The organism is Cupriavidus sp. 05T42 (assembly GCF_056396345.1).
On the sequence record NZ_JBFTLH010000004.1, the window covers coordinates 102,544 to 128,663 of the forward strand.

Below are 26,120 nucleotides of genomic sequence, written 5' to 3' on the forward strand. Positions count from 1 at the left end.
AACCGCCTCTCCCGCGTAAACCCTGCGCCCAACCCCTAACCTCGCTACAATGCAGGTTCGCTGCCCCGTTGGGCAGGCGACTTTTCGCATTTTCAGAGTGAGTCAGCCATGGTTTTCAAAGTGTTCGTCGATGGTCAGGAAGGCACCACCGGTCTCCGGCTGCTGGACTACCTCTCGGGTCGCTCCGATGTGGAGCTGCTGCGCATTGCCGATGACAAGCGCAAGGACCCGCAAGAGCGAGCACGCTTCCTGAATGCCTCGGATGTCTCGTTCCTGTGCCTGCCGGACGTGGCCTCGCGTGAGGCCGTGTCGCTGGTGACCAATCCCAATACCTGCGTGATCGACGCCAGCACGGCGTTCCGCACCACCGACTCGTGGGCCTATGGCCTGCCCGAGCTGACCCGTGGCCAGCGCGAGAAGGTGCGCGCCAGCAAGCGCATCGCGGTGCCGGGCTGCCACGCCAGCGCCTTCGTGCTGGCCGTGCGTCCGMTCGTGGAAGCGGGCCTGATGCCGGCCGACTACCCGGTGTCGGCGTTCTCGCTGACCGGCTACAGCGGCGGCGGCAAGAAGATGATTGCCGAGTTCGAGGCGGGCGGGAATCCGCGTCTCGATAGCCCGCGCCCCTACGCGCTGAGCCTCGAGCACAAGCACCTGCCCGAGATGCGCGTGCAGGCCGGCCTGGCCCAGGCGCCGATCTTCAACCCGATCGTCGGCAACTTCCTGAAGGGTCTGGCCGTGACGGTGCCGGTGTTCCCGGCGCTGCTGTCGCGCAAGGCCGATGCCGAGGCCATCCTCGACATCTACCGCAAGCATTACGAGGGCGAGCAGTTCGTGCGCGTGCATCCGTTCAATAGCGATGCCAACCTCGACGGCGGCTTCTTCGACGTCCAGGCCAGCAACGACACCAATCGCGTGGACCTGTTCGTGTTCGGCAATGGCGAGCGCCTGAATCTGGTCGCACGCCTGGACAACCTCGGCAAGGGCGCCGCCGGCGCGGCCGTGCAATGCATGAACGTGCATGTGGGCGCCGACGAGGCGACCGGGCTGACCGCCTGACGCGTCACCAACCCGTCGCACAATAAGAAAAGCCGGCTTCGCGCCGGCTTTTCGCTTTCCTGGGATCCGGCTGGCCTAGCTGCCGGTCTTGACCAGCGTTGCCTTCAGCGCCACGCCGATATACGCCGCGCCCTTGGCGCAGACGTAGGTGGTATCGCTGGAGGTCTCGTCGTCCTTCCAGTTGCTGCGGATCTCCATCACCGCATTGCTGCCGCCCTGGGCCGCGCGCTGCTGGAGGTCCTGCACAGCCTGCACGAACACCGTTTCGCACAGCTGGGCATCCGTCAGCACCGGGCCCTCCTGCACCTTGTTCACCGGCCGGCGCACGCGCTTCACCGTCTTGTACAAGGTGGGATCCGTGGCGCCCTCAAGCCGGTTGAAGCCGAACAGCAGCTTCGTGTTCGGGTCGATGCGTTCCTTGGCGGCCTGGCTAGCCAGTGCCTGGTCGATCGGCATCGTCAGCAGCGTGTCGGCGGCGCTGGCCACGCCCGACGCGCCCGCAGCCATCAGCGCGGCCGCTACCAGGCCGCAGCGCAATCCAGTCCTCATGGTCTTTCTCCCTGATCAAGGTTGAGAATCTCAGCGCGCCAAAGCCTGTTGCAGGGGCGTTGACGCCACTTTTCCATCCTACAGGAATCGCCGATAACCTGAGTCGACGGCCGTCTTTACTTTTTTAGTGGACGCTGGCTGTCGTCGTCGCCGGCATCGACCGGGGCACCGCCCAGGTTAGCCATATTGGGCGTGTGGGCGGGCAGCTTCTCCATCGGCATGTTCATGGCGCGGGCGTAGAGCGGCATCACCTCGGCCATGTGCGCCTCAAGCACCGCGATACGGCTGCGGCCGGACGGGTGCGTGGACTTGAACTCGTCGCCCATCTCCAGCACCGTGCCCATCTTGCGCCACAGCGTGACGGCGGCGCGCGGGTCGTAGCCGGCGCGGGCGGCGATGTCCATGCCAATCAGGTCCGCCTCGGTTTCCTCGAGCCGCGAAAACCGCAGCGACACGAGCCGGGCATTGTTGCCGATATCGAAATTGCCGAGATTGCCGAAGCCGGTCAGCTGGGACACCACGTTGGCGCCAAGATTMGAGATCTCGGACTGCGCCGCGCGCTGCCGGGCGTGTTCCTCCAACGCGTGGGCGATCTCGTGGCCCATCACCATGGCCACTTCGTCGTCGGTGAGCTTGAGCTGGTCGAGCAGGCCGGAATAGACCGCCATCTTGCCGCCGGGCATGCAGAACGCGTTGACCAGCTTCGACTCGATCAGGTTGATCTCCCACGCCCAGCGGCCGGCGCGTGGGTTCCACAGCACGGTCTCGGGCAGCAGCCGGATGCCGATCTCGCGCAGGCGCTTCACCTGCGGGTTGTCGTCGCCGGCCAGCGTGTGCTTGGCGATGGCTTCCTGCTTGATCTGTTCGTACTCGCGGGCAGCCTGCTGGTCGATGACTTCCATCGGCACGATCGTGCGCACGCGCGAGTAGCGGCGCTCCACGCGCACGCCGTCGTCGGGCGCGGCTACCAGGGCCACTTCCTGCGCGATGGCCGGCACGGTTGCGCACGCGGCGCAGGACCAAGCCAGCCAGGTCAGCCATCCCGGGCGCCGGGGCGTGCGGCACGGTGGCAACGGCGATTCGTTCGACGCGATCAGGGTCACGGCAGGGCTCGGCGCGATAAGGGTCGACAAACGGCGTCGAATCGATGAGTGGGGACGCAAACGGTGATGCAATAATACATCCATGACGTTCCAAGACTACCTCGACATTTTCCGCAATCGCCGCATCGGCGCCATGCTGACGCTGGGCTTCGCGTCCGGGCTGCCGCTCGCGCTGACCTCGGGCACGCTCCAGGCCTGGATGACCGTGGAGGGGCTCGACATCAAGACCATCGGCTTCTTCTCGCTGGTCGGGCAGGCGTACATCTTCAAGTTCCTGTGGGCGCCGCTGATGGACCGCTACACGCCGCCCCTGCTGGGCCGGCGGCGCGGCTGGCTGCTGGTGACGCAGCTCGGGCTGGTGGCCAGCATCGCCGCCATGGCGTTCTGCCCGCCGCGCGAGGCGCTCTGGGCGCTGGCGGCGCTGGCCACGCTGGTGGCGTTCCTGTCGGCGTCGCAGGACATTGTGTTCGATGCCTACAGCACCGACGTGCTGCGCCCGGCCGAGCGCGGCGCCGGCGCGGCGGTCAAGGTGCTCGGCTACCGGCTGGCGATGCTGGTCTCGGGCGGGCTGGCGCTGTACCTGGCGGACCGCGTGCTGGGCTGGTCCAGCATGTACCTGCTGATGGCGGCGCTGATGTCGGTAGGGCTGCTGACGCTGCTCTGGGCGCCCGAACCGGACGTGCCKGCGCGCCAGCCGCGCACGCTGGAGGAGGCCGTGGTCGGCCCGCTGCGCGACTTTTTCGGGCGCCAGGGCGCGTGGTGGCTGCTGCTGCTGATCGTGCTCTACAAGCTGGGCGATGCCTTCKCCGGCAGCCTGTCCACCACGTTCCTGATCCGGGGCCTGGGCTTCGATCCGGGCGAGGTGGGCATCGTCAACAAGACGCTGGGCCTCGCGGCCACGATCATCGGCGCGCTGTTCGGTGGGTCGCTGATGGTGCGGCTCGGGCTGTACCGGTCGCTGATGCTGTTCGGCATCCTGCAGGCGGTGTCGAACCTCGGCTACTGGGTGCTCTCGGTCACGCCGCCCCATATCTGGAGCATGGGTGCGACCATCGCCATCGAGAACATCTGCGGCGGCATGGGCACGGCGGCCTTCGTGGCGCTGCTGATGACGCTCTGCAACCGCTCGTTCTCGGCCACGCAGTACGCGCTGCTGTCCGCGCTGGCGTCGATCGGCCGGGTCTACGTGGGGCCCACCTCGGGCTATATGGTCGAAGCCTGGGGCTGGGCGCCCTTCTACCTCGGCACCGTGGTGGCGGCCGTGCCCGGCGTGGCCCTGCTCTGGGCGATGCGCGGCACGGTCCACCGCTACGAAGCCCAGGCGCGCGAGCCGGCCAAGGAGCCGGGCGTCCCTCGTCCGGCCTGATCGGCCTTATTCCTTGTAGTAGACGATCTGGTGCGACGAGGCCAGCAGCACGCCGCTGGCGCTCCAGATCTGCGCGCTCTGGTCGAAGAAGCCCTGGCGGAACACCTGCGCCCGCGCGCTGCCGAGCACGTGGCTGTCGCCCAGCGCGGCCAGCGTGGCCGCATCGGCATGGAAATAGGTCGTGATCGACACCGTACCGGCCGGCACAAAGCCGGCGCGCTTGAGGAAAATGCGCGGATAGAAGGCGTCGCACCAGGCCGCCACGGCGGCGTAGTCGGGCGTGCGGGCCGGTTCGTCACGCAGCCAGAACTGGGTCAGGCTGTCCGGATGCTCGGTGCCGACGGCGGTTGAGGGCTTGGCGCCGCGCACCGCGCGCATGTCGTAGCTGCCGATCCAGCGCACCGGCGCGAAACCGCCCATGCCGGGCAGGGTGTCAGCGGGCGGCACATCGGGCATGACGGCTTCGCCGCTGCCCCAGGTCTCGCGCCGCACGGCGAAGACCGCGCTGCCGGTGGTCGTCACCTCGCCGTTCTGGCGCAATTCCAGATGCCAGTGCTGGGTGGACCGGTTGGTCCGCGACGGACGCGCCTCGATCTCGAACGGCCCCTCGGCAATCGGCCCGGCGAAGTTCACCGTCAGCGCAATCGGATCGCCCAGCCGCTCGGGATGGCTCAACGCCGCCTGGAGGAGCGTGGCCGCCGTCATCCCGCCGAACGGGCCAATCATGTTCCAGTAGGCCTGGCTGGTATGACCCAGGAAGCGGTGCTCGCCGGCTGGCTCCAGCGCCAGGGCGAGGTCGAACGGATGTTGCGAGTCGGTGTGGGGCGCTTGGGTCATGGCAGAAAATAGTACGATCGTTCGGTAATCGTCGTACGGTATGCCCACCCGGCCCCCGCGTCAAGCCGGGTTCACACCGCGCAAACCCGGTACACCGCCAGGCTGCCGCGCCAGTTCTCGCCCCAGTTCACGGTCACGCCCTCGTGCATCACCACGCGGTCCAGCACGCGCAGGCCCACCTTGGGCGCCAGCCCCTCGAAGTCGCTGATGGTCAGCACACGCACGTTCGGCGTGTTGTACCACTGGTACGGCAGCGCTTCCGACACCGGCATGCGGCCCCGGAACACCGACAGCCGGTGCGGCCAGTAGCCGAAGTTCGGGAACGAGACGATGCACTCGCGTCCMACCCGCAGAGTGTCGCGCAGCACCTGGGCCGTGTTGTGGATGGTCTGGAGCGTCTGGGACAGGATCACCGTGTCGAAGCTCCGGTCCTCGAACAGCGCCAGCCCGCCCTCCAGGTCCTGCTGAATCACGTGCACGCCCTTCTGGGCGCAGGCCAGCACGCCTTCGTCGCGGATTTCGATGCCATACGCCTGCACGTCCAGTTCGTCCTGGAGCACGCGCAGCAGGCTGCCATCGCCGCAGCCGGCGTCCAGCACCGTGGAGTTGGGCTCGATCCAGCGCGCAATCGCGCGGAAGTCGGGCCGCAGCGCGAGGATATTGGGGTTGGCGGAGGCGTTCATGCGCCGATCTCCTCGGCAATGCGTTCGTAGTAGGCGCGCATCAGGTTGTGGTAGCGCGGATCGTCGAGCAGGAAGGCGTCGTGGCCGTGCGGGGCGTCGATCTCGGCGTACGAAACCGGCCGCTTGTTGTCGAGCAGCGCCTTGACCAGCTCCCGGCTGCGGTTCGGCGCGAAGCGCCAGTCGGTCGTGAAGCTCGCTACCAGGAAGCTGGCCTGGGTGTGGGAGATCGCGCGCTTCAGGTCGCCGCCGTAGGCCAGCGCCGGGTCGAAGTAATCGAGCGCGCGGGTGATCAGCAGGTAGGTGTTGGCGTCGAAGTACTCCGCGAACTTGTCGCCCTGGTAACGCAGGTAGCTTTCCACCTGGAACTCGACGTCGAACGAGAAGCGGATGTCCTCGGACTTCAGCGAGCGGCCGAATTTCTCGGCCATGTCCTCGTCGGACAGGTAAGTGATATGGCCGATCATGCGCGCCACGCGCAGGCCGCGCTTCGGCTTGACGTTGTGCGCGTAGTAGTTGCCGCCGTGGAAGTCCGGGTCCGACAGGATGGCGCTGCGCGCCACCTCGTTGAAGGCGATGTTCTGCGCCGACAGCTTGGGCGTGGACGCCACCACGATGCAGTGGCGCAGCCGGTCCGGGTACATCAGGCTCCAGGCCAGCGCCTGCATGCCGCCGAGGCTGCCGCCCATCACCGCGGCGAACTGCGTGATGCCGAACGCGTCGGCCACGCGCGCCTGGGCGTTGACCCAGTCCTCCACCGTCACCACCGGGAACAGCGCGCCATAGGGCTGGCCGGTGGCCGGGTTGGTGCTCATCGGCCCGGTCGAGCCGAAGCAGGAACCAAGGTTGTTCACGCCGATGACGAAGAAGCGGTCGGTATCGAGCGGCTTGCCGGGGCCGACCATGTTGTCCCACCAGCCGATGTCGCGCGGATTGTCCGCCGCGATGCCGGCCACGTGGTGCGAGGCGTTGAGCGCGTGGCACACCAGCACGGCATTCGATGCCGCCGCGTTGAGCGTGCCGTAGGTTTCCACCATCAGGTCATAGCCGGCCAGCTGGCTGCCGTTGCGCAGCGGGAGCGGCTCGGCGAAGTGCATGCGCCGGGGCGTGACAACGCCGACGGAGCCGGCGGCGAGGTCGGCCTCCGGTACGGCGGCAGGAATAGCAACATCTGTCATGGAGGGGGCCCGCGGCGAGCGGGCATAAAAAAACCCGACTGGCAGTTGCGTGTGTCGCAGCCAAGTCGGGCATGTCGCGGTGTCCCGCGCGTCGGCGCCATATCGTGGATTGCTCCCGCGAGGCACCGACCCAACCTCTTTAGCCGCATTTATAGTGGCAGCCGGCGGTCATCCTGAGATTCCCGTTGGCTGCCGCGCGCCCGCAAGCCAGTCATCAAATCGGCGCGACGCGGCCATTATAGTGCAGTTCCCGGGTGCGCTGCTGGCCGCGTGTGACGCGCCCCCGGTCCTCCCGCTCGTTCAGCCCAGCAGGATCCGCAACTGGGCGTCGATGTTCTCGCCCGGCGCCTTGCGGAAGCCGCTCTTCACGTAGCGGTGCCACTGGCCCTGCACAGCCGCCGTGATCAGCGCCACGCGCACCGGGATGTCGGCGTCGGCCGGGAAGGCGGCCTGCGTGACGGCCACCTTCAGGCACTGGCGCAGCGACGCCTCGATCCGGTCCACCATCTGGTTGATGCGTTCCTGCAGCCGTTCGTGCTCGCCCACCAGCGCCTCGCCGGTCAGCACGCGCGTCATGCCGGGGTTCTTCTCGGCAAACGACAGCAGCATCCGCACGATGGCCTGCACCTGGCGCAGGCCATGCTCCTCCTGCGTGGTGATCTGGTTGATCAGCCCGAACACGGTCTGCTCGATAAAGCCGATCAGGCCCTCGAACATCTGCGCCTTGCTGGCGAAATGGCGATAGAGCGCGGCTTCCGAGACTGACAGCCTGGCGGCCAGCGCCGCCGTGGTGATCTTTTCCCCGCGCGGATGCTCGAGCATGCCGGCCAGGGTCTGGAGGATCTGGATGCGCCGCTCGCCAGGACGCGGGCGCTTGCGCGCGGGCCCTTCGGCGGTCTGGATGGCGGTGGCGGCCATCAGCGGCGGCGCCTCCGGCTGGCTTTCAATGGTTTGCGTCATGACCCGGTTCTCCGTATTCGTCGTAGGAGTTGATGCATCGATTGTACTTTTATGTCCACATAGCCGGGCCGATTCACCACGCGCGCCCGTACGCGCGGGGCATGGTCGGGCAACTGCTGCGGCGCCGTGCCGTATTGTGCGCCATCCACGCCAGGTGGCGGAAGCTGCGCTTCGGCGGCCATCATCGTGACCGATCTTTCCTGGGCGCCGTGGCCCACGTGCTGGCGGTCCTCGGCGGCCAGCGCGGTGCGCGTGGCAGCATCGGCCACCGCGCCCGGCACGGCGGCATCGACCGGGACTGGCGCGGCCGCCGGCACCGGCTGGGGCCGCGACGGCGCCAGCGTGCGCAGGTAGCCCGTCACCCAGGCGGTGCGGATCCCCGTGCCCGCGTAGTGTTTCAGATGCGACAGCGTGTCTTCCACCAGCACCGCGCGATGGGGCGCCACGCCGGTGCGCGCCAGCAGCCGGCGCAGCATGCGGCGGTCAGGCTTGGGCCGCAGATGGCCGTGCACCCACATATCCTCGATGGCCACCACGCGCTCGAAGCAGCGTTCGATGCCGGCAATCGCCATGACCGCCCGGGCGTAGTCGCGCGGCGCGTTGGTGACCAGGATTTTGCGCCCGGGCAGCCGGCGCAGCGCGGCGGCCAGCCCGCGCCGCACGCGCACCATCTCGGCCAGGGCCGGGAAGTCGTGGGCTTCGTGCAGGAAATCGGCCGCATCCACGCCATGGTGGCGGATCATGCCGAGCAGGGTGGCGCCGTAGCGCTGCCAGTACTCCACCCGCACGCGGCTGGCGGTGGCCTCGTCGGACCCGAGCACGCGCGCCACATAGGCGGTCATGCGCCGGTTGATGGCCGGGAAGATCGCGTGGGAGGCGTCGTGCAGCGTGTTGTCGAGATCGAACAGCCAGACGATGTCGCCCGACTGGTCGCCCGCCGGCCGGCGCACCCGAGGATGCCGGGGGCGTTGCCGTGCGGCGGGAGTCGATGCCTCCGACGGGCGCGCGTGCGCCACGCCGCGGCGCTGGTGAGGTTGTCTGAGGAACACGCCGGGCTGCAGGGGGATGACTGGTGGGAGGGGTGCGGGCGCGGCGGCGTCAATCCGCCCCTGCGCCCGCAAATCCGGCTCAGTGCGAGCGGATCATCGTGCCGAACGCCTGCTCGGTCAGGATTTCCAGCAGCAGCGAGTGCTCGATACGGCCGTCGATGATGTGGACCGAGTGCACGCCGCTCTTGGCGGCATCCAGCGCGGACGAGATCTTGGGCAGCATGCCGCCCGAGATCGTGCCATCGGCGAACAGTTCCTCGATCTCGCGCGCGGACAGGTCGGTCAGCAGGTTGCCCTTCTTGTCCATCACGCCCGGGATGTTGGTCATCATCACCAGCTTCTCGGCCTTGAGGATCTCGGCCATCTTGCCGGCAACCACGTCGGCGTTGATGTTGTACGCCTGGCCGTCGTCGGAGAAGCCGATCGGGGAGATCACCGGGATGAACGCGTCATCCTGCAGCGCCTTGACCACGGCCGGGTTGATCGCCTCGATATCGCCCACGTAGCCGATGTCGATGAAGGTGCCGGGCTTTTCGCGGTCCGGCATCTGCAGGCGCTTGGCGCGGATCAGGCCGCCGTCCTTGCCGGTCAGGCCCACAGCCTGGCCGCCGTACTGGTTGATCAGCATGACGATGTCCTGCTGCACCTCGCCGCCGAGCACCCACTCCACCACTTCCATGGTTTCTTCGTCGGTGACGCGCATGCCCTGGATGAACGTGCCGACCTTGCCCACCTTCTTCAGGGCTTCGTCGATCTGCGGCCCGCCGCCGTGCACCACCACCGGGTTCATGCCCACCAKCTTCAGCAGGATCACGTCGCGCGCGAAGCCGTGCTTGAGCTTCTCCTCCGTCATCGCATTGCCGCCGTACTTGACCACGATGGTCTTGCCGTGGAACTTGCGGATATAGGGGAGCGCCTCGGCGAGGATCTCGGCCTTGAGGGAGGGGGCGATGGCGGCAACCGTGGTGGTGGCCGGCCCAGGATTGTCGGCGTTCATGGCAAGGGACATCCGTTGGAATCAGCAGGTATCATGGCGAATCCGTCCGCCGGACTGGCTTTGACGGGCAGGCGCCGATTTTACAAGAAACCGCGCGGCACGCGCGAAGACGACAAGAACCTGATCCCCGGCACGCCCGATGCCGCCCCCGCAATGAGCCTCGATCCCGCCGAATTGCAGGCCGTGCGGCCCTATCTGCTGCGCTTTGCCCGGTTGCAGCTGCGCGACGAAGCGCTCGCCGAAGACGCCGTTTCCGAGACCCTTTTGGCCGCGCTGGAACACCCGGAGCGCTTTGCAGGCCAGTCAGCGCTGCGCACGTGGCTGGTCGGCATTCTCAAGCACAAGATCGTCGATATCCTGCGCAGCGGCAAGCGCGAGGTGCGCCTGGCGCTGGCCACCGGCGACGATGGCGAGCCGCAATCGGAGCAGGACGCCTTCGACGCGCTGTTCACGCGCAACGGCCACTACCAGCATCCGCCCTCCGACTGGGGCGACCCCGACCGCACTTTCGAGCGCCGCGAGTTCTTCGAAGTGCTGCAAACCTGCGTCGACCGACTGCCCGCCAAGTCCGCGCGGATTTTCATGATGCGGGAATGGCTCGAACTGGAGACCGAAGAAATCTGTCAGGCCTTGCAGATCAGCGCGACCAACGCATGGGTGATGCTGTACCGCGCCCGCATGCKGCTGCGCGAATGCCTGGAAGTGAAATGGTTCGGCAACCGTGGTGCGAATACAACAGCCGCCCCCGCCGCGCCGTCGCGCTGACCCTACCCCTCTATATAGATAGGCCGAATTCGTCTCATGTCCGAACCCCGCCGCCGCCTGCTGCCGAACTGCGAGGAAATCCATCACCTGACCATGAAGGGCATGGACCAGCCCCTGACGTGGGGGGAGCGGCTGCGCCTGCGCGGCCATCTGGCCATCTGCGCCACGTGTACCCACTTCAGCGGGCAGATGCGGATGATGCGCGAGGCGATGCGGCGGCTTGGGCAGGATGGTGGCGACGGACCCGGCCCGAGGCCATGACCGATCCATCGACCATCCAGACCGGCCAGCTACGCCCCGTGGAGCGGTGCAGCCGCTGCGGCGCGGCCTTCGTCTGCGGCTACGTGGCCGGACTGCCCGAATGCTGGTGCGCCAGCCAGCCACTGCTGCCGGCGCGGCAGATCGTGGCAGGCCAGCACTGCCTGTGCCCGGATTGCCTGAAGGCCCGGCGGGACGCCTCGCAAAACACTTGAAGCCCTAAAAATTCCGCTCGACGAATGGCATAACCGGACCCATCCGGTTTAATATTCGCCACATGAATAGCCTACGCGGAATCGACCTCAATCTGCTCGTGGTGCTCGAAGCACTGTTTGCCGAGCGCCATATCTCGCGCGCCGCACTGCGGCTGCAACTGAGCCAGCCGGCGGTCAGCCATTCGCTGGCGCGGCTGCGGCAACTGCTCGACGACCCCCTGCTCGTGCGCGGCCAGGGCGGGCTCGTGCTGACGCCCCGCGCGCATGAACTGACTGCCCCGCTGGCCGAGGCGCTGGCGCAGGTGCGTATCCTGCTCGGCCCGGGCGGCTTTCAGCCGTCCATGGCGCGCCGCGCCTTCCGCGTGGCGATGTCCGATTACGGCGCACTGGTGGTGCTGCCCCGGCTGCTGCGCACGGTGCGCAAGGCCGCGCCGAACATCGACCTCGTGGTCACGCAAGCCAGCCGCGAGACCATGACGGCGCAGGTGGCCGACGGCGAACTCGACATTGCTTTGGGCGCCTTCACCTACCAGCCGGAAGGCGTGCGCACGGCGGTGCTGTTCGACGATGACTTTGCGTGTGCGGTGGATGCGGCCACGGTGCGCGACACCGGCCGGCTCGATCACGTGGCCTATCTGGCGCGCTCCCACGTGCTGGTAAGCGCGGCGAGCGAGCGCGGGGAGCTGATCGACGCTACCGTGGCGCGCCTGGGCGGTCGCCGCAAGATTGCGTGCACGGTACCGCACTGGAGCGTGGCGCCGGCACTGATCGCCGGGACCAATATGGTCCTGACGGCGGCGCGGCGTACGCTGGCGACGCTGGAAGATCCGCGCCTGACCATTTTCGAGGCGCCGTTCTCGATTCCCGGCTTCAGCTACAGCATGATCTGGCCCGAGCGGGCCGAGGCCGATCCGGGCCACACCTGGCTGCGTGAGCGGGTGCTGCAGGCGGCGGCAGCGCCGGAATCGGAAGCGGAGGCGGCGATCAGCCTGCGCGGCTGATCCGCGTCTTAGTGCTTGTGATCGCCGTGGCCGGCGGCGCCTGCCGTCGGCGCGCCGGCGGTCAGGTCGCGCACCTGCGCCTTGACCTGCTGCTCGACGATCTTGCCGTTMTGCTCGATCTTCAGCGTCAGCGGCACGGTATCCCCGGCCTTGAGCTGGGACTTCAGCCCCATCAGCATGATGTGATAGCCGCCCGGCTTGAGTTCCACGTCCTGCATCTGCGGCAGGTCCAGCGACGGCACCTGGCGCATGCGCATCACGTTGTTCTCCATCTTCATCTCATGCAGCTCGGCAGCAGCCACGGGCGACGACACGCCCACCAGCTTTGCGGACGCATGCGCGTGCAGCGTCATGAACGCGCCGGACGCCGACTGCGCCGGCACCGTGCCGCGCACCCAGGCATTGCTCACGTCGACCTGCGCCAACGCGTGTGCGCTGCCCAGCAGGCCGGCCAGGGCCAGGGTGACGATCGAGGCGGCGCGCGGCGCGCGAAAACGGGCTTGCATCGGTAACATCTCCACGAAGTCGACGGAATCGACGGGATCAACGAAATTCAACGAAAGGCGGCTATTAGACCATGGCGCCCCCGAGTCTGCCGGKCATGGCAACCGCCTAGTCTGGCAGCKCCGCGGGCCGGCCTGAATGCGGCAAGGTGTCGCACGCCGGGTCGCCGCCGCCGCGCGGCATGGCGGCATTGCTACACTGCCGGCATGCCGCCCTCCCCGCCCCTTACCGCACGGCCGACTCCCGCTGCCTCCGTCGCGCCGGCTCCCGCCCCAGCCATGCCGGGCGGGGCGCCCCAGCGCCACGGCCTGGTGAGCCTGCGCCGCCTGTGCTGGCTGCGCTGGGCGCTGCTGGCGGGGCAGGCGCTGCTGCTGGTGTCGTGCGAGTCGGTGGCCGGCATCCACCTGCCCTACAAGCCGCTGCTTTACCTGTTCGCCGCGCAGGCCATCTTCAATGTGCTGACGGTGGTCCGCCTGCACTGGCACGGGCAGCAGAACACGGTGCCGTCGGACGCCGAGCTGATGGCCCAGATGATCGTGGACCTGACCGCGCTGTCGGCCATCCTGTTCTACACCGGCGGCGCCACCAATCCGTTCGTCTCGTTCTACCTGCCCGGGCTGGCCATCGCATCGGCCATCCTGCCGTGGCGCTTCGTCTCGGCGCTCGCGCTCTATGCGCTGGCGTGCTATTCCCTGCTGCTGCTCGAATACGTGCCGCTGCACCTGCACAACCCGGACAACGCGGTGAACTACCACCTGGCCGGCATGTGGCTGAACTTCGTGGCCAGCGCGGTGATGATCGCCTTCTTCGTGGCGCGGCTGTCGGGCGTGCTGCGCCAGCGCGATGCCCAGTTGAATCTCGCCCGCGAGCAACTGCTGCGGGAGTCGCGTGCCGAGGCGCTGAACGATCAGGCGGCGGCTGTCGCGCATGAGATCGGCACGCCGCTGGCCACGCTGGCGGTGATCGCCGGCGAGTTGCGTGGGGATGCCTCCGACGCAGCGCGTGCGAACACGCCACTCGCCGACTACCTCCCCGATTTCCGCACGATGGAGCAGCAGCTGGACCTGTGCCGCTCGATCCTGGCCCGCCTGCGCGCGGACCGCGAACCGCTGGCGCCGCAGCCGCTCGACACCTGGCTCGCGCCGTTCGTCGAACGCTGGCAGTTGCGTCATCCGCAGGCCAGCCTGCAATCCACGCTCGCACCGGAGGCGGCCACGCACCCCGTGGACGCCGCCCGCGTGAGCCAGATCCTGACCATCCTGCTGGACAACGCCGMGCGCAGCCAACAGGCGATGGGCCATGCGATGCGTCACGCGCCGCCGCTGCGGCTGGATATCACCGGCGATGGCCACGCGCTGCGCTTCGCCGTCACCGACCACGGCGGCGGCATCCCCCCGGCGCTGCGCGCGCAACTGGGCGAGGCGCCCGTCGCCAGCACGCACGGCGGCCAGGGCATCGGCCTCTACCTCGCGCAAAGCGCCGCGCGCCAGCTTGGCGGCAGCCTGTCCTGGCAGGACCACCGCGGCGGTGGCACCGTGGCCGTGCTGCGCCTGCCGCTGGGCGGCGCCACCCCGCTCAACCTCACTTCCTCCGACTTCCAACCGTGATGACAGACGCCTCCGCGCCCACCGACGCAACGCCCTTCCTGGTGATCGATGACGACGAGGTCTTCTCGGGCACGCTCGCGCGGGCGCTGACGCGGCGCGGCTATGCGGTGCAGGTGGCCCACCACGGCAGCGCGGCGCTGGCGCTGGCCGCGCGCACGCCGTTTGCCTACGTCACGCTGGATCTGCATCTGGGGCCGCCCGCCGAGGCCAGCGGCACGGCGCAGGCGGAATCGGGCCTGCATCTGGTGGCGCCGCTGCGCGCCGCGCTGCCGGACGCGCGCATCCTCGTGCTGACCGGCTACGCGAGCATTGCCACAGCCGTGGCGGCGGTCAAGCAGGGGGCGGACGAATACCTGGCCAAGCCGGCCAATGTCGATTCGATCCTGACGGCACTGATGGCGGGGATTTCGGAAGAGGCGGCCGAGGCGGCGCTGGAGGAGCCGACGCCGCTATCGGTGGCGCGACTCGAATGGGAGCATATCCAGCGCGTGCTCACCGAGCACGGCGGCAATATCTCGGCCACGGCACGGGCACTGAACATGCATCGGCGCACCTTGCAGCGCAAGCTCGGCAAGCGGCCGGTGTCGCGATAGTCGCGCTAGGCGCGTCGGGCGACGCGAAATAACTTACAGACGAAGCTGGACGTAGTCCCAGCCAAGATCATCGGCGGACGATTCATGGTCCACGCCGGCCATGCGCACGGCGTCATTGGCGTGGCGGTCGGCCAGGGTGACCAGCTCGCCCGAGGCGATGGCCAGCGCCGTGGCGGCAGCCTGGCCACCGTGCGCGGCCTGCCGCTCGGGCTGGTCCGCGTGGACCGAGGCCGAAGCCGGGATCGGCAGCGCGGCGGCGGCGGCCGGGGTCACGGCGGGCCGGACGCACAGGAAGACGGTGGCGGCGGTGATGCTCGCCACCACGCTMGCGGTGGCGATGGCAACGCGGCGCTTGCGCACCTGGTTGCGTTTGAAAAAAAGCGTGCGCGAAGGTTGGCGCGACATAGGCAGACTCCCGGCAGGTGTTTGAAGTGAAATGCGGTGGCTCCCGCTCCGGTCCATCGACCAGCAAGGTGCGCAAGGGTCGCATTTCGACGAGGTCCGGCGCCAGCATGCTTACCAATGCTTACGGTCGTTACTGGCGGGAGGCATCCGCGCGGGCCGCTGACACATGCCGGTCAAGACCCCAAAACAAAACGAGCCAGACATCGGTCTGGCTCGTTGTTCCTTCAAATCCGCCGGGGCGGCTTACAGCACGTAGCGCGACAGGTCCTCGTTGCCGGCCAGGTCGGCCAGGCGCTCATCGACATACTTGCCGTCGATGGTCACCGTCTCGCCCGAGGAGCGGGTGGCGTGGAACGACAGGTCTTCCAGCAGCCGCTCCATCACCGTGTACAGCCGGCGCGCGCCGATGTTCTCGACCTTCTCGTTCACCGAGAACGCGATCTCGGCCAGCCGGCGGATGCCGTCCTGCGCGAACTGCAGGTCCACCTCTTCCGTCTTCAGCAGCGCCTGGTACTGCTTGGTCAGGCTGGCGTCGGTCTGGGTGAGGATGGCCTCGAAGTCCTGCACGGACAGCGACTCCAGTTCCACGCGGATCGGGAAACGGCCCTGCAGTTCGGGAATCAGGTCGCTCGGCTTGCTCAGGTGGAACGCGCCCGAGGCGATGAACAGGATGTGGTCGGTCTTGATCATCCCGTACTTGGTGTTCACCGTGGTGCCTTCCACCAGCGGCAGCAGGTCGCGCTGCACGCCCTGGCGCGACACCTCGCCGCCGCCCACATCGCTGCGGCTGGCGATCTTGTCGATCTCGTCCAGGAACACGATGCCGTTCTGCTCGACGTTGGCGATGGCCTTGTGCTTCAGCTCCTCCTCGTTGACGAGCTTGGCGGCCTCTTCGTCGATCAGCAGCTTGAACGCTTCCTTGACCTTCATCTTGCGGCGATGCTTCTTGCCCTGGCCCAGCCCGGCGAACATCGTGCGGATCTGCTCGGTCATGTCCTCCATGCCCGGCGGGCCCATGATGTCCATGCTCGGCTGGCCGGCGGCCACTTCCAGCTCGATATCCTTGTCATCGAGCTGGCCCTCGCGCAGCTTCTTGCGGAAGGCCTGGCGCGTGTTCGAGTCCTTGTCCTCGGTCTGGGCGAAGCCGATGTCGCGCGGCGGCGGCAGCAGCACGTCCAGCATGCGGTCCTCGGCGGCGTCCTCGGCCTTGGTGCGCACCTTCTTCATTTCMGATTCGCGCGTCTGCTTGATGGCCATCTCGGCCAGGTCGCGCACGATGGTGTCCACGTCGCGGCCCACGTAGCCCACTTCGGTGAACTTGGTGGCCTCGATCTTGATGAACGGCGCATCGGCCAGCTTGGCCAGCCGGCGCGCGATCTCGGTCTTGCCCACGCCGGTGGGCCCGATCATCAGGATGTTCTTCGGGGTGATTTCCTGGCGCAGCGGGTCTTCCACCTGCTGGCGGCGCCAGCGGTTGCGCAGCGCCACGGCCACGGCCTTCTTGGCCTTGTTCTGGCCGATGATGTGCTTGTCGAGTTCGGAAACGATTTCCGACGGGGTCATGGTTTGCGACATGGTATCCGGGGGTTCAGTGCGGTGCGGTGCAGCGCCAGCGGGCGACGCTTATTCCAGCGTCTCGATGACGAAGTTCGTGTTCGTGTAGATGCAGAGCTCGCCGGCGATGGTCAGCGCCTTCTCGACCACGTCCTGGGGAGCCAGTTCGGTGTTCTCGATCAGCGCCTTGGCCGCCGACTGCGCGTACGCACCGCCCGAGCCGATGGCCGCGATGCCGCCCTCGGGGTCCAGCACGTCGCCGTTGCCGGTAATGACCAGCGTGGTGTCGCGGTCGGCCGTGATCAGCATGGCCTCGAGCCGGCGCAGCGCGCGGTCCGAGCGCCAGTCCTTGGCCAGGTCCACCGCGGCGCGGGTCAGGTTGCCCTGGTACTTCTCGAGCTTGGCCTCGAAGCGGTCGAGCAGCGAGAAGGCGTCGGCCGTGCTGCCGGCAAACCCGACCAGCACCTTGCCGTTGTAGATGCGGCGCACCTTGCGCGCCGTACCCTTCATCACGATATTGCCGAGAGTGACCTGGCCGTCACCGCCGAGCGCAACCTGGTTGCCGCGTCGGACGCTGACGATGGTAGTGCCGTGATACTGTTCCATGGTGCCTTCGTGGTCCTTCTGTGATCTGTGGAGTGTGTCAGGKGGTAGGTGGCGACACGCAGCGCGCTTTCAAGAGCCGCACGCATCACAGGCGCCCGCCACGGGCAATCCMCACAATATAGAAGGCGCCGGGCGGGCGCCAAAACAAAAAGGCCACGCATCGCTGCGTGGCCTTCTGCCTTCCGGGCTGGCGCGGGGGTTAGTCCGTGCTTAGTCCGCGTACACCCCGGCCTTCTTGATCACCGGCGTCCACTTGTTGATTTCCGCCGTCAGGAACGTGCGCAGCGACTCCGGCGTGGCGCGCTGGGCCGGCACGGCCTCGGCGCCGAGTTCCGCCATCTTGGCGCGGAACGTCGGGTCAGCCACGGCCTTCTGTAGCGCGGCGGAGAGCTTGTCGATCACCGGCTTCGGCGTGCCCTTCGGCGCGTACATGGCGTGCCAGATCTTCACTTCCACGCCCGGCAGGCCCTGCTCGGCCGCGGTCGGGATGTCCTTGAACGCCTCCACGCGGCGCGACTGCATGGCCGCGTACGGCTTCAGCGCGCCAGCCTTCAGCTGGCCGGCGATGTTGGTGGTCTGGTCGCACATCAGGTTGACCTGGCCGCCCAGGATGTCCGTCAGCGCCGGCGCMGTGCCCTTGTACGGCACGGTGGTCAGCTCGGTCTGGATCGCGCTCTGGAACAGCAGGCCGCACAGGTGCGAGGCCGAGCCGATGCCGGCGTTGGCCATCGACAGCTTGCTGGCATTGGCCTTGATGTACGGCAGCAGGTCCTTGAAGGTAGCCGGCGGCAGTTGCTTGTTGCCGACCAGCACCATCGGCACGTCGGCCACTTCACCGACCATCTCGAAGTCCTTCAGCGGGTCGAAGCCCAGGTTCCGGTACAGCGCCGGTGCCGTGGACATGCCGATGTGGTGGATCAGGATGGTGTACCCATCGCCCTTGGACTGGGCCACCTTCTTGGCACCGATGGTGCCGCCGGCACCGCCGAGGTTCTCGATCACGATGGTGGTGCCCAGGTGCTTGGACATGACCATGGTCAGCTCGCGCGCCACCTTGTCGGTCGGGCCGCCAGCCGCGAACGGCACCACGGCCTGGACCGGCTTGTTGCCGGGATATTCCTGAGCCTGCGCCCCCGTGAAAACGCCCACGCCGGCAACAGCCAGCGCGGCCGCGAAATGCATTGCAACTCGTTTCATTACTGTCTCTCCTGGATACCCTGCTTTTCCCGTTCTCACCATCCGCCTTGCCTCCTCCTCTTTACACCCCTTGCCGCCGGCCGGGCCGCCCGGGAGGCGGCGCCGCCGGTCGCGGTCCATATTGGAAACACGCGGTGACCATCGGCTCAATGTATGGGAAGCGAACAGCAACTGACCCCGCTGACAGGCGGAGCCGGAGGTGGATGTTAGCAACCTGAAAGATTAGCGAGGTATAGGGGCTAACCCGCGAGAAAGCGGCGTTTTCGGCGGATTCGCCACGCTTGCGCCGCGCTCGTGCCGCGCAGCCGCTTACGCAACTGAATTGCATCGACCCGGTCGCTATGGTTAAATGGCCCGCATGACACGCACCATCCCGCATCCGGCCGCCCAGGCAGCCGGGCCGCTCCCCGACGCCACGCTGGACGCTGCGCAGGCGCGCCTGCGCCAGCTTGGCGCGCGCGTGACGCAGCCGCGCGTGGCCATCCTCGCCTGCCTGATCGACGCCGAGGACCCGCTCACGCACCAGGCCGTGATCGACCGCCTGCCGGCCGATGGCGACGTGGACCGCGTCACGGTCTACCGCGTGCTCGACTGGCTGGTCGAGCAGGGGCTGGCGCAGAAGCGCGCGGGCCATGACCGCGTGTTCCGCTTCACGCTGGTGGAGCACGAGGCCGCGCGCGCCGAAGTCCATCGCCAGCACAGCCATTTCCACTGCACCCGCTGCGACCGCACGTTCTGCCTCGAGGCGGCCGGCGTGCCCGCGCCGTCGGTAGCGCCCAAGGTGCCGCGCGGCTTTGCCGTCGAGCACGTGGAGCTGACCGTCAACGGCGTGTGCGCCGAATGCGGCCGCACGCGCGGCGCCGGCGACGCCCACTAGGCGCCGCAAACCTTTCCCGGAGTTCCAAGACATGTCCAAACTGATCCCGGTCACGATCCTGACGGGCTTCCTCGGCAGCGGCAAGACCACGCTGCTCAAGCGCATCCTCACCGAGCAGCACGGCATGAAGATCGCCGTCATCGAGAACGAGTTCGGCGAGGAGAACATCGACAACGAGATCCTGGTGCAGGACGGCCGCGAGCAGATCGTCCAGATGAGCAACGGCTGCATCTGCTGCACGATCCGGGGCGACCTGGTGCAGGCGCTGTCCGACCTGATCACCCAGCGCGACGAAGGCAAGCTCGATTTCGACCGCGTGGTGATCGAGACCACCGGCGTGGCCAACCCGGGCCCGGTGGCGCAGACCTTCTTCATGGACGAGGAAATCGCCGCGCGCTACTTGCTGGACGCCGTGATCACGCTGGTGGACGCCAAGCACGGCAACCTCCAGCTGGACAAGCAGGAGGAAGCGCAGCGCCAGGTAGGCTTTGCCGACGCCATCTTCATCACCAAGTCCGACCTGGTGCCCGAGGCCGAGGTGGCCGACCTGCGCCATCGCCTGCTGCACATGAACCCGCGCGCGCCGATCCGCACCGCCAACTTCGGCGAGACCCCGATCGACACGATTTTCGACCTGCGCGGCTTCAACCTGAACGAGAAGCTCGAGATCGACCCCGATTTCCTGCGCGCCGAGGCCCATGAGCACGATGAGCACGACCATGACCACGATCATGGCCACGTGCACGACGAGCACTGCGGCCACGACCACGATGACCACGACCACGGTCACGGGCATGGCGTGCACGATCACCACCACCATCACCACCACACGGACCACATCGCCTCGTTCGTCTTCCGCAGCGACAAGCCGTTCCACTACGGCAAGCTCGAGGAATTCCTGTCGGGCATCCTGTCGGTCTATGGCGAGAAGCTGCTGCGCTACAAGGGCGTGCTCTATATGGAAGGCGTGGACCGCAAGGTGGTGTTCCAGGGCGTGCACCAGCTGATGGGCAGCGACATCGGCGCCAAGTGGGAAGACGAGACCCCGGGCACCAAGATGGTCTTCATCGGCGTGGACCTGCCGCGCGATGCCATCCTCAAGGGACTGGCTGCCTGCCTGGCCTGAGCCCCTACAACCCGATGTGAAGCAACCGCCGCATCCTGTGGCGGTTGCCGCCGGACCGGTTTTCCGCCCACCCTTCCCCTCCTTTGGGCGGGGTACCGGGAAAACTCCTGTCTCTTGTCCGGCTTTCTCCCATATCTACGAAAAACTTGTTCAAGTACAATAGGCCGGATTTGATACGGGCGACGCACGTTTGAGCGGCGCCGGTATTGGCAGGGCGGCGGTCGTCGTCAGCATGAGGCGGGCCGCCGGCAGGCGCGGTCGCAGTGCTTCATGCGGAGACCGCCCTCCGCTTGGGGTACCTTGGCAACAGCGCCGTCACTCGTCGACGCGTAGAGAGAGGTGTCCCCATGACAGCCGCAACGAAGACCAAAGAAAGCCGCAGCAAGACAGGCACCGCTGCGGCGGAGACGCCAGACGCGCAGCCAGCAGTGAAGGCAGCGCCAGCTCCCCGCGGCAGTACGGCGCACGCCGATGCGGGCGAGGCCAAGGGAGGCACGCGAAGCAGCAAGACTGCAGCCAGCCAGAGTGAACCGACCGCACCGCGCAAGCGGGCGGCCACTGCACCCGAGCGGACCAAGACGCCGCCGGTCGCATCAACAAGAGAATCAGCAGCAACCATGAGCAGCAACAAACTTCTGACTGAAGCTGAAATCCTGAAGATGAGCGACAAGGATTACATGAACGAGGCGCAACTGGCCTTCTTCAAGAATCGCCTTGAGCAGCTTCGCGACGAAATCCTCAAGAATGCGGACCAGACCACGGAACACCTGCGCGAGACGGTGATCGTGCCGGACCCGGCCGACCGCGCCACCATCGAGGAAGAACACGCCCTCGAGCTGCGCACCCGCGACCGCGAGCGCAAGCTGCTGAAGAAGGTGGAGCAGTCGCTGCAGCGCATCGAATCCGGCGACTACGGCTGGTGCGAGGAAACCGGCGAGCCGATCGGCGTGCCGCGCCTGCTGGCCCGCCCCACGGCCACGCTGTCGCTGGAAGCCCAGCAGCGCCGCGAACTGCGCCAGAAGCTGTTCGGGGACTGATCTCCCGCCCCGCTCCGACAAACACGGCCCGGTCATCCGGGCCGTTTTGTTTGGTGACACATTGATGACGCGCCGGTGCCGGGCGGTTTGTCTCACGGCGGCCACGGCACTACCATTGGCAGGACACCTACCCACGTGGCCGGGCTGTCGTCCGGCGCGGCTTTCTGCTACAGTCGCAACCTTGTTGCAATAACACCTTGCGCGCCGCTTTGGCGCGCCCATCGCCGAAATCGCCCGTTCCATGGCTCCTCGTCTGCCCGTCACCGTACTGTCCGGCTTCTCCGGCGCCGGCAAGACCACCGTGCTGCAACACCTGCTCGCGCAGGGCGGCACGCGCGTGGCCGTGGCCGCGAGCCAGGGCGACCTGCTGGCCGAGGTGGACCGGCTGGCGCTCGCCGGCCAGCACGACTACGTGGTGGTGGAAGCCCAGGCCACCGAAGAGCCGCTCGGCATTGCCGAGGGCTTCGCCTTCGAGGACGCCCACGGCGACGCCCCGGCAGGCGTGGCGCACCTGGACACCCTGGTGACGGTGGTCGATGCCGAGCGCTTCCTGCGCGACTATCACGACGCCCATTTCCTGTCCGAGCGCGGCCTGGCCGCCCATGACGACGACGACCGTACCGTCGTGGACGTGCTGATCGACCAGATCGAAGTCGCCGACGTCATCGTCATCAACAAGATCGACCTGGTCGATGCCGGCCAGCTCGGCCGCCTGCACGCGGTACTGCACGCGCTGAACCCGCGCGCGGACCTCGTCGATGCGAGCCACGGCAAGGTGCCGGACGGGCGCGTGCTCGGGACGGGCCGTTTCGACCCGGACGCCACCCCGAATGCCGCCGGCTGGCAGGTGGCGCTGCAGGGCGAGCCGGTGCCGGCCGCCGCTGGCATGGGGGCCCTGCTGTACCGCCGGCGCCGCCCGTTCCATCCGCAGCGTTTCGCGGACCTGATTCATACCGAATGGATGCGCGAGCATGGCGACGTGCTGCGCTCCCGGGGCATCTTCTGGCTGGCCAGCCGCATGGACATTGCCGGCGACTGGCATCAGGCAGGCGGCGTGTGCCGCCCCGGTGCCGCCGGCGCCTGGTGGGCCGCGATCGACGCCGAGGAATGGCCGGCTGACGCCGCCTCGCGCGCCGGCATCGAGGCCGATATGGTCGATGACGGCCTGCCCGCCGAGTACGGCGACCGCCGCCAGGAACTCGTGCTGATCGGCGAGAACCTCGACGCCCCGGGGCTAGAAGCCCGGCTGGACACCTGCCTGCTGACCGACGCCGAACTCGCGGCGGGCCCCGAAGCATGGGCGGCCTACCCCGACCCGTTCCCCGACTGGGGCGACGCCTTCGGTGACGATCACGATCATGACCACGCGCACGACCATGACCACGATCATGGCGATGACGCGTGCGATTGCGGCCATGCGCACTGAAGCCACCTTTCTCGCCGACCGCATCGGCGGCCGGATGGCCCGCTGGCGCGCCCACGGCCCCGGCCTCTGGACCGCGCTGTGCCTCGTGCTGTGCCTGCTGCTGGCCCAGCACGCGGGCCTGATCCACCGCGTGATGCACGGCGGCCTGCCGGGCATGACGGCCCCGGTGACGGCTGAAGCCGCCACTGACAGCACCGACACCCATACCGACACCTTCGCGCTCAAGCTCGGCCTGCACTCGTGCGTGCTGTTCGATGGCGCGACGCTGGCTGACAGCCACCACGGCAGCGTCGACCTGCCGGTGCTGGTCTTCGGCAAGCCAGTCAAGCCGGCCAGCCTCGCCTGGCGTTGGCCCGACCTGCCCGCCGCCCGGCCCTTCCACTCTCGCGCCCCGCCTGCCTCGCCCGTCTTCGCCTGATCGCGCGGCTGCGGTGTGAACCGCCGCCCGCGCTTCGTCATCGAATTCGAATCGCGAGCCATGTCCTCCCCTATTCATTTCTCCTCGGCGGTGCGCCGCACCCCGCTGGCGGCCGTTGCCGCCTTTCTCGTCACCGCCGGCTTCACCGCTGGCGCCTCGGCTCAGGAAGCCGCGACTCCGGTTGCCCCTCAGGCCGCCCCGCAAACCCTCAAGGAAGTGGTGGTCACTGCCAATCCGCTCGGCAGCGACCTCAACGACATGGTCGCGCCGGTCTCCTCGCTCGGCGGGGACGCCTTGGCCGTGCGCCAGGCCAGCACACTCGGCGAGACGCTGAACAGCCTGCCCGGTGTGACCTCGACCTATTTCGGCCCGAACTCGAGCCGGCCGATCATCCGGGGGCTCGATGGCGACCGTATCAAGGTGCTCCAGAACGGCGGTTCCACGCTGGACGCCTCCACGCTCTCCTATGACCACGCGGTGCCCATCGACCCGCTGGTGGCCGAGAAGATCGAAGTGGTACGCGGCCCGGCCGCGCTGATGTACGGCGGCAGCGCCATCGGCGGCGTGGTGAATGTGATCGATAACCGCATCCCGCGCGACCCGATTACCGGCGTGAGCGGCGCGGCGGACGTAAGCGGCACCATCGGCGGCGACAAGGGCCGCAACGCCAGCGGCCTGATCGAGGCCGGCAATGGCCAGTTCGCCGTGCACGCCGACGCCTTCGTGCGCCAGACCAGCGACCTGAAGATCCCCGGCTACGCACGCAGCGGCAACCTGCGCGCCACCCAGCCGCTGCCCGAGGGCGAGAGCGAGGCCTACGGCAAGATCCCGAACACCAACGCGCACCAGGAAGGCGGCGCGATGGGCGGCGCCTACACCTGGAGCGACGGCTTCGTCGGCGCCAACTTCTCGACCTATCGCAACGACTACGGCACCCCGGCCGAAGCCGACGCGCGCATCAAGATGCGCCAGGACCGCTACGCGGTGGAGGGCGAGGCGCGCAATTTGTCGAACAACACCGGCGGCTTTATCGAGGCGGTGAAGGGCAAGTTCAGCTACACCGACTACGAACACCGCGAGATCGAGGACGGCGAGACCGGCACGATCTTCAAGAACCACGGCTGGGACGCCCGCCTGGAAGCCACGCACGGCAAGATCGGCAACATGACCGGGGTGATCGGCACGCAGTTCGGCCACACCAACTTCTCCGCGCTGGGCGAGGAGGCGTTCGTGCCGAGCACCGCCACGGACAACGCCGCCATCTTCGTGTTCGAGGAAATGCCGCTGGTGGCCTCGGGCGACCTGAAGCTGAACCTCGGCGGCCGGCTGGATCACAGCAGCGTCAAGGCCAGCGCCAACGGCAACGACCGCTTTACCGATGCGAACCGCAGCTTCAACGCGGGCAGCGCTTCGGCCGGGCTGCTGTGGAAGCTGGACCCGGTGTGGTCGGTGACCACGAACCTGTCCTACACCGAGCGCGCGCCCACGTTCTACGAGCTGTACGCCAACGGCCCCCACCTGGCCACCGGCTCTTACGAGGTAGGCGACCCCAACGCGAACAAGGAGCGCGCCACCTCGCTGGACCTGGGCGTGCGCTTCAAGCAGGGCGCGCATAGCGGCTCGCTCTCGGGCTACTACAGCCGATTCCAGAACTACCTGGCGCTGGTGAATTCGGGCAGCTTCCGCGACGCGGAAGGCAATGTGGTGGCCGCCGGCAGTGACGGCGCGCTGCCGGAGCTGCAATACCTCGGCGTGCCGGCCACGCTGTATGGCTTCGAGGCCGAAGGCAAGACGCGGCTGCTGCAGAAGATGCTGACGACCAGCGACACGCTGGACTTCGAAGCCCGCGCCGACTACGTCCACGGCGAGAACCGCAACACCGGCGAGGCCCTGCCGCGCCTGTCCCCGCTGCGGCTGGGCGGCGCGCTGGTCTACGGCGCCGGCCCGTGGGGCGCGCGCATGGACGTGAACTGGAACGCGCGCCAGAGCCGCGTGCCGAGCGGCGACACGCCCACCGACGCGTACACCACGCTGGGCGTGGCGCTGACGTACAAGCTCAAGGTATCGGGCGTGCAGACGCTGTTCTACGTGCGCGGCGACAACCTCACCAACGAGGAAGCCCGCAGCGCCACGTCGATCCTGCGCGACATCGCCCCGCTGCCGGGCCGCAGTGTCAAGATCGGCATGCGGACGTCGTTCTAAGGGTCAGCCCCCCGAGAACCACTCCGGCACCAGCGAGTACACCGCCGCCGCAACCGGCCTGCCGCGCAGGATCAGCCGGTTGCGGGCGATGCATTCAAGCGTGGCGCCGATCTTCACCGCCACGGCGCGGCTCGCCACGTTGGCCTCGGCCGCCACGATCTCGATGCGGGTCAGGCCGAGCCCGTGGAAGCCATGGCAGGCCATCATCGTTGCCGCGCCCGCCGCCAGCCCCTGCCGCTGGCGGCTCTCCCGAATCCAGTAGCCCAGGTTGCCGAGGTTGTCCTCCGGCCGGATCTGGTTGATCGCCACGCCGCCGTAAAGCTCCCGGCCATCGGGCGAGAACACGCCGATGTMGAACGCGGAGCCATCCGCCATATTGGCGTCGCAGCGCGCGAACCACTCCTGGGCGTCCAGCGTGTTGTAGTCATGCCGCGCCCACGGCATCCAGGCGCCGACGGTGGCCATCGACTCCCGCACCGCCGCCGCGAACGGCAGCACATCGGCCGCACGGAACGGCCGCAGCATGAAGTCCTTGCCCCGCAGCGGCGGCATCA

The 26,120-nt window shown here is 67.9% G+C and carries 28 protein-coding genes; 14 read left to right on the forward strand and 14 right to left on the reverse strand.

Annotated features, from left to right (window positions below; translation table 11 throughout):
- Positions 1-108: 108 nt before the first annotated feature.
- On the forward strand, positions 109-1,056 hold the full coding sequence (argC, locus tag AC1EJR_RS06605) for an N-acetyl-gamma-glutamyl-phosphate reductase (protein ID WP_477146908.1): 948 nt from the start codon (positions 109-111) through the stop codon (positions 1,054-1,056).
- Positions 1,057-1,131: 75 nt separating this feature from the next.
- Here the strand turns inward: argC and AC1EJR_RS06610 are convergent, their stop codons facing one another.
- Both AC1EJR_RS06610 and AC1EJR_RS06615 read right to left on the reverse strand, forming a co-directional pair.
- Positions 1,132-1,605: an excinuclease ATPase gene (locus tag AC1EJR_RS06610; RefSeq protein WP_477112750.1), complete on the reverse strand. Its 474-nt coding sequence runs from the start codon at positions 1,603-1,605 to the stop codon at positions 1,132-1,134.
- 116 nt (positions 1,606-1,721) lie between these two features.
- The gene (locus AC1EJR_RS06615) at positions 1,722-2,642 is read right to left on the reverse strand and encodes a M48 family metallopeptidase (RefSeq protein ID WP_177219863.1); all 921 of its coding nucleotides are present in this window, start codon (positions 2,640-2,642) and stop codon (positions 1,722-1,724) included.
- A 148-nt stretch (positions 2,643-2,790) separates the two neighbouring features.
- Between AC1EJR_RS06615 and AC1EJR_RS06620 the strand changes: the two genes are divergently transcribed.
- Positions 2,791-4,074 (forward strand): muropeptide transporter, encoded by a 1,284-nt coding sequence (locus tag AC1EJR_RS06620; RefSeq protein ID WP_477146909.1) that lies wholly within the window; start codon positions 2,791-2,793, stop codon positions 4,072-4,074.
- A gap of 6 nt (positions 4,075-4,080) precedes the next feature.
- Here the strand turns inward: AC1EJR_RS06620 and AC1EJR_RS06625 are convergent, their stop codons facing one another.
- From AC1EJR_RS06625 to argB, 6 genes are all read right to left on the reverse strand, one after another.
- Positions 4,081-4,911 carry an acyl-CoA thioesterase gene (locus tag AC1EJR_RS06625; RefSeq protein WP_092291403.1) on the reverse strand — a complete coding sequence of 277 codons (831 nt, stop codon included), beginning with the start codon at positions 4,909-4,911 and terminating at the stop codon, positions 4,081-4,083.
- A gap of 71 nt (positions 4,912-4,982) precedes the next feature.
- On the reverse strand, positions 4,983-5,594 hold the full coding sequence (gene metW / locus AC1EJR_RS06630) for a methionine biosynthesis protein MetW (protein WP_092291401.1): 612 nt from the start codon (positions 5,592-5,594) through the stop codon (positions 4,983-4,985).
- Complete coding sequence (metX, locus tag AC1EJR_RS06635; RefSeq protein ID WP_092291399.1) at positions 5,591-6,769, reverse strand: homoserine O-succinyltransferase MetX; 1,179 nt, start codon at positions 6,767-6,769, stop codon at positions 5,591-5,593. Before metX ends, metW begins: the two co-directional genes overlap by 4 nt.
- A 300-nt stretch (positions 6,770-7,069) precedes the next feature.
- Positions 7,070-7,729: a nucleoid occlusion factor SlmA gene (gene slmA / locus AC1EJR_RS06640; RefSeq protein WP_092291397.1), complete on the reverse strand. Its 660-nt coding sequence runs from the start codon at positions 7,727-7,729 to the stop codon at positions 7,070-7,072.
- Complete coding sequence (locus tag AC1EJR_RS06645) at positions 7,726-8,778, reverse strand: pyrimidine 5'-nucleotidase (RefSeq protein WP_441644138.1); 1,053 nt, start codon at positions 8,776-8,778, stop codon at positions 7,726-7,728. Before AC1EJR_RS06645 ends, slmA begins: the two co-directional genes overlap by 4 nt.
- Positions 8,779-8,857: 79 nt before the next feature.
- Positions 8,858-9,775: an acetylglutamate kinase gene (gene argB / locus AC1EJR_RS06650; protein WP_477146910.1), complete on the reverse strand. Its 918-nt coding sequence runs from the start codon at positions 9,773-9,775 to the stop codon at positions 8,858-8,860.
- A gap of 153 nt (positions 9,776-9,928) precedes the next feature.
- Between argB and AC1EJR_RS06655 the strand changes: the two genes are divergently transcribed.
- The 4 genes from AC1EJR_RS06655 to AC1EJR_RS06670 all read left to right on the forward strand — a co-directional run bounded on the left by AC1EJR_RS06655 (position 9,929) and on the right by AC1EJR_RS06670 (position 12,014).
- Positions 9,929-10,540: a sigma-70 family RNA polymerase sigma factor gene (locus AC1EJR_RS06655; protein WP_477146977.1), complete on the forward strand. Its 612-nt coding sequence runs from the start codon at positions 9,929-9,931 to the stop codon at positions 10,538-10,540.
- Positions 10,541-10,576: 36 nt separating this feature from the next.
- Positions 10,577-10,801, forward strand: a complete 225-nt coding sequence (locus AC1EJR_RS06660) for a zf-HC2 domain-containing protein (protein WP_441591422.1) — start codon at positions 10,577-10,579, stop codon at positions 10,799-10,801.
- Positions 10,798-11,013: a cysteine-rich CWC family protein gene (locus tag AC1EJR_RS06665; protein WP_441591424.1), complete on the forward strand. Its 216-nt coding sequence runs from the start codon at positions 10,798-10,800 to the stop codon at positions 11,011-11,013. The genes AC1EJR_RS06660 and AC1EJR_RS06665 overlap by 4 nt, the downstream gene beginning before the upstream one ends.
- Before the next feature lie 62 nt (positions 11,014-11,075).
- On the forward strand, positions 11,076-12,014 hold the full coding sequence (locus AC1EJR_RS06670; RefSeq protein WP_477112751.1) for a LysR family transcriptional regulator: 939 nt from the start codon (positions 11,076-11,078) through the stop codon (positions 12,012-12,014).
- 8 nt (positions 12,015-12,022) lie between these two features.
- Here AC1EJR_RS06670 and AC1EJR_RS06675 read toward each other — a convergent pair whose 3' ends face one another.
- Complete coding sequence (locus AC1EJR_RS06675) at positions 12,023-12,520, reverse strand: copper chaperone PCu(A)C (RefSeq protein WP_477146911.1); 498 nt, start codon at positions 12,518-12,520, stop codon at positions 12,023-12,025.
- 276 nt (positions 12,521-12,796) lie between these two features.
- Between AC1EJR_RS06675 and AC1EJR_RS06680 the strand changes: the two genes are divergently transcribed.
- Positions 12,797-14,125, forward strand: a complete 1,329-nt coding sequence (locus tag AC1EJR_RS06680; RefSeq protein ID WP_477146912.1) for an ATP-binding protein — start codon at positions 12,797-12,799, stop codon at positions 14,123-14,125.
- The gene (locus tag AC1EJR_RS06685; RefSeq protein WP_092291381.1) at positions 14,125-14,718 is read left to right on the forward strand and encodes a response regulator transcription factor; all 594 of its coding nucleotides are present in this window, start codon (positions 14,125-14,127) and stop codon (positions 14,716-14,718) included. Before AC1EJR_RS06680 ends, AC1EJR_RS06685 begins: the two co-directional genes overlap by 1 nt.
- A 33-nt stretch (positions 14,719-14,751) precedes the next feature.
- Here AC1EJR_RS06685 and AC1EJR_RS06690 read toward each other — a convergent pair whose 3' ends face one another.
- The 4 genes from AC1EJR_RS06690 to AC1EJR_RS06705 form a co-directional block, all read right to left on the reverse strand.
- Positions 14,752-15,123 (reverse strand): hypothetical protein, encoded by a 372-nt coding sequence (locus tag AC1EJR_RS06690; protein ID WP_092291379.1) that lies wholly within the window; start codon positions 15,121-15,123, stop codon positions 14,752-14,754.
- 243 nt (positions 15,124-15,366) lie between these two features.
- A complete protein-coding gene (hslU, locus tag AC1EJR_RS06695; protein ID WP_092291377.1) occupies positions 15,367-16,698 on the reverse strand; it encodes an ATP-dependent protease ATPase subunit HslU in 1,332 nt (443 codons plus the stop codon).
- Between the two features lie 48 nt (positions 16,699-16,746).
- Positions 16,747-17,283 carry an ATP-dependent protease subunit HslV gene (gene hslV, locus AC1EJR_RS06700; protein WP_092291375.1) on the reverse strand — a complete coding sequence of 179 codons (537 nt, stop codon included), beginning with the start codon at positions 17,281-17,283 and terminating at the stop codon, positions 16,747-16,749.
- A 210-nt stretch (positions 17,284-17,493) separates the two neighbouring features.
- A complete protein-coding gene (locus tag AC1EJR_RS06705) occupies positions 17,494-18,480 on the reverse strand; it encodes a tripartite tricarboxylate transporter substrate-binding protein (RefSeq protein ID WP_092291373.1) in 987 nt (328 codons plus the stop codon).
- Between the two features lie 358 nt (positions 18,481-18,838).
- Here AC1EJR_RS06705 and AC1EJR_RS06710 point away from each other — a divergent pair, with 358 nt between their 5' ends.
- From AC1EJR_RS06710 to AC1EJR_RS06735, 6 genes are all read left to right on the forward strand, one after another.
- On the forward strand, positions 18,839-19,357 hold the full coding sequence (locus AC1EJR_RS06710) for a Fur family transcriptional regulator (RefSeq protein WP_092292099.1): 519 nt from the start codon (positions 18,839-18,841) through the stop codon (positions 19,355-19,357).
- Between the two features lie 31 nt (positions 19,358-19,388).
- Positions 19,389-20,483, forward strand: coding sequence for a CobW family GTP-binding protein (locus tag AC1EJR_RS06715; RefSeq protein WP_092291371.1), 1,095 nt, complete (start codon positions 19,389-19,391; stop codon positions 20,481-20,483).
- Between the two features lie 617 nt (positions 20,484-21,100).
- Positions 21,101-21,520: an RNA polymerase-binding protein DksA gene (dksA, locus tag AC1EJR_RS06720; protein WP_008642844.1), complete on the forward strand. Its 420-nt coding sequence runs from the start codon at positions 21,101-21,103 to the stop codon at positions 21,518-21,520.
- A gap of 241 nt (positions 21,521-21,761) precedes the next feature.
- Positions 21,762-22,946 carry a GTP-binding protein gene (locus tag AC1EJR_RS06725; protein ID WP_441591431.1) on the forward strand — a complete coding sequence of 395 codons (1,185 nt, stop codon included), beginning with the start codon at positions 21,762-21,764 and terminating at the stop codon, positions 22,944-22,946.
- Complete coding sequence (locus AC1EJR_RS06730) at positions 22,879-23,364, forward strand: hypothetical protein (RefSeq protein WP_477112754.1); 486 nt, start codon at positions 22,879-22,881, stop codon at positions 23,362-23,364. Before AC1EJR_RS06725 ends, AC1EJR_RS06730 begins: the two co-directional genes overlap by 68 nt.
- A gap of 60 nt (positions 23,365-23,424) precedes the next feature.
- Positions 23,425-25,566 carry a TonB-dependent receptor gene (locus AC1EJR_RS06735; protein ID WP_092292095.1) on the forward strand — a complete coding sequence of 714 codons (2,142 nt, stop codon included), beginning with the start codon at positions 23,425-23,427 and terminating at the stop codon, positions 25,564-25,566.
- A gap of 3 nt (positions 25,567-25,569) precedes the next feature.
- Here the strand turns inward: AC1EJR_RS06735 and AC1EJR_RS06740 are convergent, their stop codons facing one another.
- The gene (locus AC1EJR_RS06740; protein ID WP_477146978.1) at positions 25,570-26,118 is read right to left on the reverse strand and encodes a GNAT family N-acetyltransferase; all 549 of its coding nucleotides are present in this window, start codon (positions 26,116-26,118) and stop codon (positions 25,570-25,572) included.
- Positions 26,119-26,120 lie beyond the last annotated feature (2 nt).

Excerpts from the sequence above, each read along its gene's own strand:
- AC1EJR_RS06625 (WP_092291403.1), bottom strand. The coding sequence starts at position 4,911 with ATGACCCAAGCGCCCCACACCGACTCGCAACATCCGTTCGACCTCGCC.
- AC1EJR_RS06670 (WP_477112751.1), top strand. The coding sequence starts at position 11,076 with ATGAATAGCCTACGCGGAATCGACCTCAATCTGCTCGTGGTGCTCGAA.
- dksA (WP_008642844.1), top strand. The coding sequence starts at position 21,101 with ATGAGCAGCAACAAACTTCTGACTGAAGCTGAAATCCTGAAGATGAGC.
- metX (WP_092291399.1), bottom strand. The coding sequence starts at position 6,769 with ATGACAGATGTTGCTATTCCTGCCGCCGTACCGGAGGCCGACCTCGCC.
- slmA (WP_092291397.1), bottom strand. The coding sequence starts at position 7,729 with ATGACGCAAACCATTGAAAGCCAGCCGGAGGCGCCGCCGCTGATGGCC.
- AC1EJR_RS06610 (WP_477112750.1), bottom strand. The coding sequence starts at position 1,605 with ATGAGGACTGGATTGCGCTGCGGCCTGGTAGCGGCCGCGCTGATGGCT.
- AC1EJR_RS06730 (WP_477112754.1), top strand. The coding sequence starts at position 22,879 with ATGACCACGCGCACGACCATGACCACGATCATGGCGATGACGCGTGCG.
- AC1EJR_RS06665 (WP_441591424.1), top strand. The coding sequence starts at position 10,798 with ATGACCGATCCATCGACCATCCAGACCGGCCAGCTACGCCCCGTGGAG.
- AC1EJR_RS06685 (WP_092291381.1), top strand. The coding sequence starts at position 14,125 with ATGACAGACGCCTCCGCGCCCACCGACGCAACGCCCTTCCTGGTGATC.
- AC1EJR_RS06715 (WP_092291371.1), top strand. The coding sequence starts at position 19,389 with ATGTCCAAACTGATCCCGGTCACGATCCTGACGGGCTTCCTCGGCAGC.
- AC1EJR_RS06735 (WP_092292095.1), top strand. The coding sequence starts at position 23,425 with ATGTCCTCCCCTATTCATTTCTCCTCGGCGGTGCGCCGCACCCCGCTG.
- AC1EJR_RS06710 (WP_092292099.1), top strand. The coding sequence starts at position 18,839 with ATGACACGCACCATCCCGCATCCGGCCGCCCAGGCAGCCGGGCCGCTC.
- hslV (WP_092291375.1), bottom strand. The coding sequence starts at position 17,283 with ATGGAACAGTATCACGGCACTACCATCGTCAGCGTCCGACGCGGCAAC.
- AC1EJR_RS06725 (WP_441591431.1), top strand. The coding sequence starts at position 21,762 with ATGGCTCCTCGTCTGCCCGTCACCGTACTGTCCGGCTTCTCCGGCGCC.
- AC1EJR_RS06660 (WP_441591422.1), top strand. The coding sequence starts at position 10,577 with ATGTCCGAACCCCGCCGCCGCCTGCTGCCGAACTGCGAGGAAATCCAT.